Origin of the sequence: Nocardia sp. NPDC051833 (assembly GCF_040681225.1) — a bacterium.
Classification (GTDB): domain Bacteria; phylum Actinomycetota; class Actinomycetes; order Mycobacteriales; family Mycobacteriaceae; genus Nocardia.
Genome location: NZ_JBFAYK010000003.1, coordinates 451,925 through 463,792, shown reverse-complemented (window position 1 = coordinate 463,792; position 11,868 = coordinate 451,925). Strand labels below are relative to the sequence as shown.

13 protein-coding genes are annotated in these 11,868 nt (G+C 69.7%); 7 read left to right on the top strand and 6 right to left on the bottom strand.

Annotation, left to right across the window (positions count from 1 at the left end):
- Window positions 1-954, bottom strand: coding sequence for an ABC transporter permease (locus tag AB0L91_RS26790; protein ID WP_365014696.1), 954 nt, complete (start codon window positions 952-954; stop codon window positions 1-3).
- Window positions 955-960: 6 nt separating this feature from the next.
- The gene (locus AB0L91_RS26785; protein ID WP_365014694.1) at window positions 961-2,577 is read right to left on the bottom strand and encodes an ABC transporter substrate-binding protein; all 1,617 of its coding nucleotides are present in this window, start codon (window positions 2,575-2,577) and stop codon (window positions 961-963) included.
- Window positions 2,578-2,821: 244 nt separating this feature from the next.
- On the opposite strand from AB0L91_RS26785, the gene AB0L91_RS26780 reads away from it, so the two are divergent.
- The gene (locus AB0L91_RS26780) at window positions 2,822-3,304 is read left to right on the top strand and encodes a nuclear transport factor 2 family protein (protein WP_365014691.1); all 483 of its coding nucleotides are present in this window, start codon (window positions 2,822-2,824) and stop codon (window positions 3,302-3,304) included.
- A gap of 46 nt (window positions 3,305-3,350) precedes the next feature.
- Here AB0L91_RS26780 and AB0L91_RS26775 read toward each other — a convergent pair whose 3' ends face one another.
- The gene (locus AB0L91_RS26775) at window positions 3,351-3,482 is read right to left on the bottom strand and encodes a hypothetical protein (RefSeq protein WP_365014690.1); all 132 of its coding nucleotides are present in this window, start codon (window positions 3,480-3,482) and stop codon (window positions 3,351-3,353) included.
- Between the two features lie 244 nt (window positions 3,483-3,726).
- On the opposite strand from AB0L91_RS26775, the gene AB0L91_RS26770 reads away from it, so the two are divergent.
- Genes AB0L91_RS26770 through AB0L91_RS26745 form a run of 6 tightly spaced genes read left to right on the top strand, consistent with a single transcriptional unit; the run spans window position 3,727 to window position 8,620 of the window.
- Entirely contained in the window at window positions 3,727-4,218 is a 492-nt protein-coding gene (locus AB0L91_RS26770; RefSeq protein ID WP_365014687.1) for a nuclear transport factor 2 family protein, read from the top strand.
- A gap of 29 nt (window positions 4,219-4,247) precedes the next feature.
- Window positions 4,248-4,682, top strand: a complete 435-nt coding sequence (locus AB0L91_RS26765; RefSeq protein ID WP_365014684.1) for a hypothetical protein — start codon at window positions 4,248-4,250, stop codon at window positions 4,680-4,682.
- Entirely contained in the window at window positions 4,679-5,578 is a 900-nt protein-coding gene (locus AB0L91_RS26760) for a TIGR03621 family F420-dependent LLM class oxidoreductase (protein ID WP_365014681.1), read from the top strand. Before AB0L91_RS26765 ends, AB0L91_RS26760 begins: the two co-directional genes overlap by 4 nt.
- On the top strand, window positions 5,575-6,867 hold the full coding sequence (locus AB0L91_RS26755; protein ID WP_365014678.1) for a Rieske 2Fe-2S domain-containing protein: 1,293 nt from the start codon (window positions 5,575-5,577) through the stop codon (window positions 6,865-6,867). Before AB0L91_RS26760 ends, AB0L91_RS26755 begins: the two co-directional genes overlap by 4 nt.
- Window positions 6,868-6,879: 12 nt before the next feature.
- The gene (locus AB0L91_RS26750; protein ID WP_365014675.1) at window positions 6,880-7,818 is read left to right on the top strand and encodes a PDR/VanB family oxidoreductase; all 939 of its coding nucleotides are present in this window, start codon (window positions 6,880-6,882) and stop codon (window positions 7,816-7,818) included.
- 58 nt (window positions 7,819-7,876) lie between these two features.
- Complete coding sequence (locus AB0L91_RS26745; RefSeq protein ID WP_365014672.1) at window positions 7,877-8,620, top strand: class I SAM-dependent methyltransferase; 744 nt, start codon at window positions 7,877-7,879, stop codon at window positions 8,618-8,620.
- Here the strand turns inward: AB0L91_RS26745 and fabD are convergent.
- Genes fabD through AB0L91_RS26730 form a run of 3 tightly spaced genes read right to left on the bottom strand, consistent with a single transcriptional unit; the run spans window position 8,617 to window position 11,865 of the window.
- Window positions 8,617-9,564 carry an ACP S-malonyltransferase gene (gene fabD, locus AB0L91_RS26740; RefSeq protein ID WP_365014669.1) on the bottom strand — a complete coding sequence of 316 codons (948 nt, stop codon included), beginning with the start codon at window positions 9,562-9,564 and terminating at the stop codon, window positions 8,617-8,619. The two genes, AB0L91_RS26745 and fabD, sit on opposite strands and share 4 nt — an antisense overlap.
- A complete protein-coding gene (locus AB0L91_RS26735) occupies window positions 9,561-10,820 on the bottom strand; it encodes an MFS transporter (protein WP_365014666.1) in 1,260 nt (419 codons plus the stop codon). The genes fabD and AB0L91_RS26735 overlap by 4 nt, the downstream gene beginning before the upstream one ends.
- Window positions 10,813-11,865 (bottom strand): LLM class flavin-dependent oxidoreductase, encoded by a 1,053-nt coding sequence (locus AB0L91_RS26730; RefSeq protein WP_365014663.1) that lies wholly within the window; start codon window positions 11,863-11,865, stop codon window positions 10,813-10,815. The genes AB0L91_RS26735 and AB0L91_RS26730 overlap by 8 nt, the downstream gene beginning before the upstream one ends.
- Window positions 11,866-11,868: the final 3 nt, after the last annotated feature.

Below are 11,868 nucleotides of genomic sequence, written 5' to 3'. Positions count from 1 at the left end.
TCACGCGTAGCTCCTCGGGCGCGCGACCACGATCCGCGGGTCGAGCAGCGGATAGATCAGGTCGACGATCAGATTCACCACGACGAAGACGAACGCGCCGAACACCACCACGCCCTGCACCAACGGAATGTCCTGCACGCTCACGGCATTCGCCATGACGCGGCCGAGACCGTTGCGCGAGAACACCGTCTCGATCACCACCGCGCCCGCCACCAGCTGCCCGACCAGCAGGCCGACGAGGGTGAGCGCGGGCAGGGACGCGTTGCGCAACGCGTGCCGCAGGTGGACCCGGATCCGGCCCGCGCCCTTGGCCCGCGCGGTCTGCACGAAGGGCGCGTCCAGGGTGCTCAGCAGGCTCTTCGCCAGCACCTGCGCGAGCAGCGCGCCGGTCGGGATCGCCAGGGTGACGGCGGGCAGCACCAGTGCGGCGGGCCCGCCGTTGCCGAAGGCCGGGAACAGCGGGATCCGGAACGACAGCAGTTGCACCAGCATCAGGCCCGCCCAGAAGGACGGGATCGAGATCGCCAACGGCGGCAGCGACAGCAGGACCTGTCGCAACCAGCGCCGCGAGGTGTAGGTGGCGGCGACCGCGAGGCCGCCGCCGAACAGCACGGCCAGGATCAGCGCCGCGCCGGTGAGCTGCAGGGTGGGCGGCAGTGCCGCGCCCATGGTGGCGGTCACCGACCGGCCGGTGGCCACCGAATCGCCGAAGTCACCGACCACCGCCCGCCCCAGATAGTCGAGGTACTGCACCACGATGGGCTGGTCGAAGCCGTACTCGGCGCGCAACGCGGCGAGTTCCTGCGGATCGACCGGCGAGGCGGTCAGTCCGCCACCCGCCATCGCCGACACCGGGTCGCCCGGCAGGAACTCCAGCACGAAGAACGACACCGTGTACGCCGCCCACAGCACCCCGACCGCCTGGGCCAGGCGGCGGATCACGTACCGTCCCACGCCGGTTCAGCTCCGCCAGGTGTCGTGCAGCCGGGTCCGGCTCGACGACTCGAAGGTCAGGCCGTGCACGGTCGGCCCCGCCGCGAGGACCGTCTCGAGCTCCACCACCGGGATCACGTAGGCGTTGCGCACGACCAGCTGCTGGGCCCGCTCCACGATCGGCTGGCGCTCGGCCTGGTCGGTCTCGGCGGCCTGGGCGGTGAGCAGCCCGTCGAGCTCGCTCGGCGGCAGCCGGTAGGCGTTGACCTGCTGGGTGGAATACAGCGTGCGCAGGCAGTCCGGGTCGGCTCGGCTCAGATCGCCGCCCCACAGACCGTCGAAGTCGCCGGAGCCGATCAGCTGCGGGAACTGGGTGACCTGGAGTTCCCTGAGCTGCAACTCCACCCCGACGGCCTTGAGCTGCTGCTGGACCAGTTCGAGCGCGGCGCGGGTGTTCTGGGAGTTGTTGAACCACACCACGTTCAGGCTCAGCCGGGCGCCGTCCTTCTGCCGGATGCCGTCGCCGCCGGGCCGCCAGCCCGCCGCGTCCAGCAGCGACGTCGACCGGGCGGCGTCGAAGGCGAGGTCCGCGGACAGATCGGTGTACCCGGGCGTGGTGTGCGAGAGGATGCCGGTCGCGGGCACCGTGCCGCTGGCGAAGACCGCCTCCACGATCTGGCGCCGATCGACGGCGGTCTGGATCGCACGGCGCACCTGCGCGTCCTGCAGGATCGGCCGGGAGTTGTTGAGCCCCAAGTTGAATACCGCACCCGGGTGCGACCGCGTCAGCAGCGAGATGCCCGCGGCCTTCAGCCCGGCCTCGTCGGCGCGGCCGAGGCCGGCGGCGACGTCGATCTGCCCGGACTGCACACTGCCCGCGCGGACCCCCGATTCGGGGATCACCGTGAACTCGATGGTGTCGAGGTAGGCCTCGCCCGTCTTGGTCCACAGCGGGGAACCCCACGCGTACCCGGCCCGCTTGGCGATCGTGATCGACTGGTTGGGCACGTACTTCGACAGCACGAAGGGCCCGGAGCCGATCACCCCGTCACTGCACCGCTGCTGCGGCGTCTTCTCGGCACTGGCCGCCGAGACCAGACCCAGCGCGGCGGTCGAGGTCGCCTGCAGGAACTGCGCGTTGGGCTGTTCGAAGGTGATCCTGGCGGTGTACTCGTCGACGACCTCGGTGCCGACATAGCCGTTGATGTAGCCCTTGGACAGGATCGCCAGCGCGCCCAGCTTCGGGATCGCGTCGAAATTCGCCTTGACCACCTGGGCGTTCACCGGGGTGCCGTCGCTGAAGGTGGCGTCGCGGCGCAGCCGGAAGGTGAACGCCCGCGCGTCGGACCCGACCTCCCAGCTCTCGGCCAGCCACGGCACCGTCTTGCCCGTCTCCGGGTCCTGGTCGGTCAGCGAATCGACGGTTTCGCGCAGCGAGTACAAGGTGTCACTGCTGCCGACCTGCTGGGGATCGACGCAGCCCGCGTCTGAGGCGACCGAGAACCGCAGCGTGCCACCGGATCTCGGCGGCCCCGCCTCGCCGCCCTGCTGCGCACCGGTGCCACACCCACCGGCGAACAGGCTCACCACCGCCGCCGACACCACGGCACGGCGAATCGACTTCTTACGAACAGCACTGCTCACGCCAGAATTCCTCTGTCTACTGCCCGGATTCACGTGGGACTCACGGCGGGCGACACGACGAAAGATTTCACACCATGAAATACTCGGTCAACAATTCGAATCACCTCGCTCGCAATACCTGGTCGCAGCGAATTCCCCGGCACGCCATCGAGCCGGTCGCGGCACCGTGCTAGTTTCGCATCGGGTCGATTACCGAAGGACGCGCCGGGTCGATGCGTCGTCGCCCGGCAGAGAAAGGACCGACGTGACCGCTGTACACGACAATCTGCTCGCCACGATCGAAGCGGAGCGGGCGATCTTCCGAACGTTCAACAAATTCTTCCGAATCGCCGACACCCAGGAGAGCGAACGGTTCAGCGAGTGCTTCACCCCCGACGCGCTGATCGAGTACCGGATCATGCCGGGCCCGCCGGTGCTGTTCCACGGCCGGGACGAGTTCACCGCGCACATGAGCCGCGTGCCGAAGTCGCAGCGGTCCCTGGTCGCCCACGTGATCGGGCAGGCCAGTATCGAATGGAATGGTGACAAACCCCTGCTCACAGCCTATGCCACGGTCTGGCACTGGTTCTCGAGCACCCCGGCCACCGATGTCGGCAGGCCGGCCGACTGGACCGTCGTCGGGCTGGTCCAGGACGAGTTCGAGCAGTACGAGGGGGAATGGCTGATCTCGCATCGCGACGTGCGTCATGTCGCGGGACGGGTCGCCGCGGGTCACGGACCGATCTGAAGAGCACCGCGCGATCGGGCCGGACTCGCTGTCGAGTCCGGCCCGATCATTGTTTTCGCCGCACCGCGGCAACACGGTCACCGAATTGTTCGGGAACATCGGTGACATTGTGTTCCGACACCTTCGGTGACATTTCCGCTGCCGATATTCCGACGCCGCCGATGACACTGTCACCCATGTTCCGACAACATTTGTGCGGCTGTCCACCGGATATCGGAATACTGCGGTCGGGACAGCCGAAACCTACGGTCGGTCCGCAGGTTTTCGGCCACGATCTTGAACGCCCCGAACCACCCGTGCGAAGGTGATTTCAGCCCGGCCCGGAAACGACGTGGCCGAGGTTTCCCGGAGGCTCCCGACCGGCCTGTGCAACGCCGCGGGGATCTGCTCCGGTTTCTGGTTCGAGCGAGAGGTGCCACGCGATGTCGGAAGTCCTGGAACTGGTCGAGCAGGTCGAGCTGCTCACCGCACGGCTCGAGACGCTCGAGACCGTCCGAGCGCTGAACACCCTGCGCCACGACCTGCCGCGCCACATCAACGAGGGCCGGTGGGCCGAGGTCGGCGAGCTGTTCAGCGCCGACGCGTTCCTCGACTACCGCCACCTCGGCCAGGCGCGCGGCCGGGAGGCCATCGCGGCCTACTTCGCCGGCCTGCCGCAGCTGATCGAGGACAACAGCCCGGCGGGGCAGGTCCTGGTCAAACAGTTCCTGCACGGGCACGACGTGGAGATCCTCGGTGACCGCGCGACGGGCGTGTCCTTCTTCGAGGAGAAGGTCGTCTTCGACACCGAAAGTTCTTTCGTGGCAGGCAAGTTCACCGACGAGTACGTCCGCGAGGACGGCCGGTGGCGGTTCGCGCGGATAGAGCTCGACCTGTACTGGGTGGTCCCGTACTCGCGCGGCTGGCAGCAGTAGCCGACGTCGGAACAACAGAGAGGCTCGTCATGCTCCAGAAGAACACGACCAAACGCATCGGCTACTGGCTGCTACATCTGCATCAGCAGTTCGACGCGGCGACCGGGACACTGCTGCGCGAGGAGCAGCTCACCCGGCGGGACTGGCAGATCCTGCACGCCCTGCAGATCGGCCTGGGGAGCGTCGCCGAACTCGACGCGGCGTTCGCGCCGTTCCTCGTCGCCGACGGCGCGCGGACCTATCAGCCGATCGTCGACGACTTCACCGGCCGCGGCTGGGTGGAGGTCGCGGAGGCGACGCTGCGGCTGACCGCCGCGGGCGAGGCCGCCCACGAGCGTGCCGAAACCCTGGTGAACGCGCACGCCGCCGAGTCGCTGCGTGGCATCACCGAGGAGGAGTTCCTCGCCGCGAACGCCGTACTGGCGACGATCGCCGACAACATCGCCACCGAGGAGGCGCCATGACCTCCCCGCACGATCGGCCATTCCGCTTCGGCCTCTGCGTCTTCACCCCGTCCACCCGCGCGGAGTGGGTCGCCAAGGTGCGCGCGGCCGAGGAACTGGGCTACGACGTCATCTCGGTGTCGGATCATCTCGGCATGCCCGCCCCGATCCCGACGCTGCTGCTGGCCGCCGAGGCGACCGAGCGGATCCGGATCGGCACGCTGGTGTTCAATACCGCCTTCTATCACCCCACGGTGCTGGCCCGCGATCTCGCGACGGTGGACCGGTACTCCGGGGGCCGGGTCGAGCTGGGACTCGGCGCGGGCTACGACCGGGCGCAGTTCGACGCGGCCGGAATCCCGTTTCCCGCTGCGGGCGAACGGGTTTCCCAGCTGGAGCGGACGGTCGCCGAGTTCCGCAAGCCGAGAGCCGAGCTCGAACCGTACGCCCGGTTCGAACAGCCCGGCGGACCGCCGATCCTGATCGCCGGGCGCGGACCCCGGCTGCTGAAGCTGGCCGCCGCGCACGCCGACATCATCGCCTTCACCGGCACCACCGAGGTCCGCGACGGCGACGGGCTCAAACTCGGTGGCATCACCGAGGTCACCGATCGGATCGAGTACGTGCGCGGGCTGCTCGGTGATCGGATCAACCAGGTGGAGTTCAACATTCCCGTCCACAAGGTGCTGCCCAAGGGTGCGACCGACGGCGTCACCGACGTCTGGCAGAACCGCCTCGACCTGACCCCTGCGGAGCTCGAGGAACTGCCGTCGCTGCTGTTCGGGACGCCCGAGGAGAACGCCGACACCCTGCGCGAGCGGCGCAAGACACTCGGCCTGACCTACTACACCGTGCTCGAACCCGAGATGGAGTCCTTCGCCCCGATCATCCAGGAAATCCGGAGGACGGCACCATGACCGACCACAGCACGGTGGACACCGGCACCGGATACGGCCGCCCGGCCCCGTCCTACGACAAACGTCTGACCGAGGTCGGTCCCGGCACTCCGATGGGCGAGGCGCTGCGCCGGTACTGGCATCCGATCGCCACCTCGGCCACGCTCACCGCCGACGTACCGCATCGCACCCGGATTCTCGGCGAGGATCTGGTCGTCTTCCGGGACGGTCAGGGCAGGGCGGGCGTGGTGTTCGAGCGGTGCGCGCACCGGGGCGCCAGCCTGTTCTTCGGCCGGGTCGAGGACGACGGGCTGCGCTGCGGCTATCACGGCTGGAAGTTCGACGTGCAGGGCCGCTGCCTGGAGCAGGCGTGCGAGCCCGATCGCGGCCGGCGCCGCGATGCCGCCCGGCAGCCGTGGTATCCGGTCGAGGAGCGCTACGGGCTGGTGTTCGCCTACCTCGGTCCGCCCGACCGCAAACCGGCGCTGCCCCGCTACGACGTCCTCGAAGATCTCGGGGAGGGCGAGCAGTACTTCGCCGAGTGGCCCTTTCCCGGGGTGTCGGTGACCGGCGCCGAGCAGGACTTCCACTGGCTGCTCATCTACGAGAACACGATCGATCCGGTGCACATCAACTGGCTGCACTCCCAGCACAGCGGCTACCAATTCCTCGGCACCGGCACGACCGGCTTTCCAGAGGACTTCTTCGATCCGTACACCCTGCCGGGCCGGGTCAGCTACGACCGCACCGAGTTCGGGGCCAAGTACAGCGTCCGGTTCCTGGACCGGGAACGCGACGGCGTGCGCACCGAGCGGGTCTGGGGCGCCGAGCTGCACCTGCCCAACGCCACGGTGCTGCCGGACTGGGTGGAGCTGACCCCGGATACCAAGGCCGACATGGTGATCTGGGCGGTGCCGATCGACGACACCCGGCATCGCGCGTTCTTCTCCATTCGCGCGCGCGATCCCGGTCGCCTGGAGCGGTTCCTGTTCGGGATCACCCAGGACGGCAAGAACTCGTGGGAGCTGAGCGACGAGGAACGTCAGCGGTCTCCCGGTGACGGTGAGATCATGACCTCCCAGGGCCCGGTCGCCCTGCACTCCGAGGAAACCCTGGCAACCACCGATCGCGGTGTGGTGCTGTTGCGCAGGCTGTTACGGACCATGATCGACGATGTGGAGGCCGGTCGCGATCCCCAGGGCGTGAGTCTGGTCGAGGAACCGGTCCGGGACACCCAGGCCGGACTGTTCACCCTCGCCGAGTCGACGCCCGAGGCGTCCGCGTCGGCGGTACCGGTGGCCGGTGTCTGACCGGGGCACGCGATGACCTGGACCGACGCGGAAGTCCGCGCCCGCACCCTGGTGACGCCCGACATCGTGGTGCTCGAGCTCGCCCCGGTCGACGGTTCCGAATTCCCCTCGTACACCGCCGGATCCCATATCGATGTCCAGCTCGGTCCCGAGACGGTCCGCCAGTACTCACTGTGCGGAACGCCCGGGCCGGGCCGGTATCGGCTGGCGGTGCTGCACGCGGCGAACTCGCGCGGCGGGTCGCAAGCGATGCACGCGCTGGCGGTGGGTGATCGGGTACGGATCTCCGCCCCGCGCAACCGCTTTCCCCTGGTGACGGCGAAGCGTCAGGTGCTGATCGCGGGCGGGATCGGAATCACGCCGCTGCTCGCCATGCTGGCCGAGCTCGAACAGGTGGGCACGGACTATGTCCTGCACTACAGCGCCCGGAGCCGTTCTCGCGCTGCCTTTCTGGACGAGCTGACCGGCAATCCCCGGGTCCGCCTCCACATCGACGACGAACACACTGCGCTCGATGTCGCCCGCGATCTGGGCGATCCGCGGTCGGGGACGGCGGTCTACGTCTGCGGGCCGGACGGGTTCATGGACTATGTGCTGGGCAAGGCCGAGGCGCTCGGGTGGCCGGGCCAGGCCCTGCACACCGAACGATTCGGTACCGATCTCGCCGCACCGGCCGGGTCCGAGGCGACCGGATTCGTCGTCCGACTGGCTTCGACCGGCGCCGAATACCCCGTCGACGAGGACCGGACCGTGCTCGATGTCCTGCTGGACAACGGTGTCGACGCGCCCTTCTCGTGTCAGCAGGGCATCTGTGGCGAATGTGTCGTGCGCGTGCTCGCCGGCGATCCCGACCATCGCGACGATGTACTCACCGACGGCGAACGGGCCGAGGGCATGTTCACGACCTGCTCGTCCCGGTCCCACTCCCCCGTCCTCGACCTGGACCTGTGAGCGCGCCGCGAAAAGGAGTGGCAGGCGACCGGTCCGCCAGGGAAGGGTTGCCGGTGTGGTGAGCAGCGAGGTGTGGGATGCCGCGAAGGCCGAGCGATACGACCGCGACTCGGCCTTCATGTTCGCGCCCGAGGTCCTCGATCCGGCGGTGCGGTTCCTGGCGGACGCGGCCGACGGCGGTGCCGCGCTGGAGTTCGCCATCGGCACCGGCCGGGTCGCGATTCCCTTGCTCGAGCAGGGCGTCGACGTGCAGGGAATCGAACTGTCCGCGCCCATGGTCGAGCAGCTCCACCGCAAGCGCCCCGACCTCCCCGTGGTCGTCGGTGACATGACCACGAGCCGGGTGCCGGGCGAATTCGCCCTGGTGTACCTGGTGTGGAACGGCCTCGGAAACCTGCTGACTCAAGCCGAGCAGGTCGAGTGTTTCCGCAATGCCGCACGACATCTCACCCCCGGCGGCAGGTTCGTCATCGAGCTGTGGGTCCCCGGCATCCGGCGGTTCCCGCCGGGTCAGACCGCGGTGCCGTTCCATGTGGGCAGTCACCACACCGGATTCGACACCTACGATCTGAGCACCCAGCAGGGCACGTCCCATCACTACCGACGCCATCCCGACGGCACGGTGACCTACGGCCACAGCGACTTCCGCTATGCCTGGCCCGCCGAGTGCGATCTGATGGCCCAGCTGGCCGGACTGTCGCCGGAGCGGCGCACCGCGGACTGGCTCGGCACGCCGTTCACCGACGACAGCGAGAGCCATGTCTCGGTCTGGCGCAAACCACCGGACCGGCACCTCGGCTAGCCCTCCGGCGTCGAGATCGCCGTCGAGGTGAGGTCGGGGGCGATGCGGCGGGAGAAGCCGGTCAGTACCTGGCCCGGGCCCAGCTCGACGAGTTCGTCGTAGCCGTCCGCGGCGGCGCGCTGGACGGTTTCCACCCAGCGGACCGGGGCCAGGAGCTGGCCGCGCAGGAGGGCACGGATTTCAGTGGGGTCGGCGACGTAGTCGGCGGTGACGGCGCTCAGGACCGGGATGCGCGGAGCGTGGAGGGCGCAGCGGTCGAGCTCGGTGCCGAATTCGTCGGCGATCTCGGCCATCAGGGGGGAATGGAACGCGCCGGCGACTCTGAGCCGCACCACTTTCGCGGCACCGGCGGCGCGGGCCAGGTCCTCGAGGTCGGCCACCGCCGCGGCGGTGCCCGAGACCACGGTCTGGGTGGGCTGGTTGTAGTTGGCCACACCGACGACCCCCGAGGTCACCTGGGCGCACAGGGTGTCGACCTGCTCGGCGGCCAGCCCGATGACCGCGCTCATCGCACCGTCGTGGCGGCGCGAGACCTCCGCCATGAGCTCGCCGCGGCGGCGCACCAGGCGCAGCACGGTGTCCTCGTCCAGGACGCCGGCGACCGCGAGGGCGGTGAACTCCCCCAGACTGTGGCCCGCGACGGCCGCCGGGGGCAGGCCCCGCTGGGCGCGGACCGCGCTGAGCGCGAGGCTGGTGGCGACGATGGCCGGCTGGGCGACATCGGTGGCCCGCAGTTGTTCGGCGGTGCCTTCGACGCACAGCCGGGTCAGTGGGAGGCCGAGGATGTCGTCGGCGCGCCGGAAGACCTCCGCGGCCGCCGGGTAGTCGGTGATCCAGGCGGCCATTCCGGGCCGCTGGGAGCCCTGGCCGGGGAACAGGGCCAGGGTCCGTCTGCCGGTACGCTGCTCGTCGGGGTGTTCTCGGAGGAAAACATCTGCGGTCATGACGGGGACCTCTCGGCTTCGACTGTGGTTGTCAGGGAATGACTTTCGCCGGGGTCGGCGGTCGGGCGACGGGTGGCGCGGAATTCCGCGCTCGCCGCGAGCACCGCGAGCAGGCCCGCGACCGCGATCACCGCCGCCGCGGGACGGTAGGCGTCGGCGGCGACCGCGATCCCGACCGCGACCGGCAGTACCAGCGCGGCACCGAACTGGACCCCGGTCTGATAGAGCGGCACTGCGATCGGGCGGAGCTCGGCGGGCACGGTCGCGGTCGACTGCATGTTCAGCGCCGCGAAGGAGAGCACGAACCCCGCCTCGATCAGCAGCAGCACCGGCAGCACATCGCCGCGATAGTCCCGGATGTCGGGCCCGGCGACCAGCAGCAGGTGACCGGCCAGGGTCGCCACCGCGCCGGCGAGGATCATCGGCGCGGTGCCGAACCGGGCGACGTAGCGTCCCGCGAACGGAACCGACACCGCCAGTGGCACACTCGCGGGCAACAGCCCGAGCGCGATCTGCCAAGTGGCCCAACCGAGCACCTCGTGCAACTGCACGGCGAACACCACCAGCAGGGCGAGATAGCCACCGTTGAGTGCCGCCGCGCCGAGCGCGGACCGCACCAGGGAACCGTTGCGCACCAACGCCTTCGACAGCCGCGGTAGCGCACCCACCGGCGCGTCGGGGATCACCCGCCACGCGGCGATCAGCAGCACGATCGCGACCGGCGCGGGAAACACGAACAGCAGGTGCCAGTTCAGTGCGGCGAGCCCACCGGAGAGCAGCAGGCCCGTGGTGAATCCGGCGGCCCCGAACACCGCGTAGACCGAGATCGCCCGGCGCTGCTGGGCACCCGCGGGGAACTCCGCGGCGATGACCGCCAACCCGGCGGGTGCGGTGAGCGCGGCGGCGGCGCCCTTCACCACCCGCGTCGCGACGAGCAGCGACAGGTCGTCGGTGAGCCCGCCGACCACCGAGGCGAGGGCGAACAACGCCATCGCGGCCAGGTAGACCCGCTTGCGTCCGAACCGGACGGCCAAGGCGGGCCCGGTCGGCAAGAGAGCAGCGAAGCCCGCGGCGAAACCGGCCAACAACCACTGGGTCTCCCACGCCGACCGGCCCAGCTCGGTGGTCAGCGCCCCGAACGCAGGCACCAGGATCGAGCCCTCGATCGCGTCGAGGATCATGTTGCCCGACAGCACCAGCAGCAGTACCCAGCGGCGCCGATCCCAGGTCGGCACCGCTGGTCGTGCGTCAGCCATGGCCGTTGCGGGCGGGAATCGGGGCGCCGGTCGTCGAGCGGCGCCCGTCGGGAATCGTCCCGGCGGCGAGCTGGAACCGCTTGTCCAGCAACGGCGGCAGCTGTTCGCTGACCAGCTCGATGTGCCGGGTCACCAGGTCGTCGGGCATTCCGGCGATGCTGGCCCAGAAGATCAGGTGCCGCACCGGCAGCCCGGCGACGCGGTCGTGGATCCGCGCGGCGGCCTGTTCGGGAGTGAGGATTTCGAGCAGGCCGAAGGATCCGTCCTCAGGGCGCTGCCGTAGCTCGTCGAGTTCCAGGGCCGGGGGCACCGGGGCGTCGGTGCCCGCCACCGACAGCTGCCGGTAGGAGTTCATCTGGTGGGCGAGGTGCGGGGCCACCCGTTCCCAGGCGGCCTCGGGGTCGTCGGCCAGCAGGATCGGCAGCAGATCGGAGACGCGAGCGGTCTCGGGGTCGTGCCCGCCCTCGATCAGTCCCTCGCGATACTGCGGGAACAGCGCGTGCGAGATGTGCAGGAACCCGATGCCGAGCCGCCCGGCCAGGCGCGCGCCACGCGGACCGTAGAACCCGCCCCACAGCGGCACCGGGTCCTGGATCGGTCCCGGCGTGATGCCGCCGGTGGCCCAGAGCCGCTGGACTTCGGCGATGGTCTCGCCGGTGCGGGCGAATCGGCGGCCGAAATCGGTGTCGAAGAGCCGGTATTCGGGCACACGGTAGCCCGCGCCGAGACCGAGCTCGAGCCGACCACCGCTGATCAGGTCGACCAGCGCCGCCTCCTCGGCGAGCTGGGCGGGTTTGCGCAGGGCGGGCAGCACCACGGCGGTGCCGATGCGTACCCGCTTCGTCCTGGCCGCCGCGGCGGCGGCGAAAGTGAGCGGTTGCGGCAGGTATCCGTCCTCGAAGAGGTGGTGCTCGGTGAACCAGACCCCGCCGGCACCACGCCGGTCGGCCTCCTCACAGAACTCGAGGGTGCGGGCGTAGTGGTCGGCCCACGGCCGCTGCCACTGGGCGGGATTGCGCAGGTCGAAAAGCAGTCCGACGTCCATTTC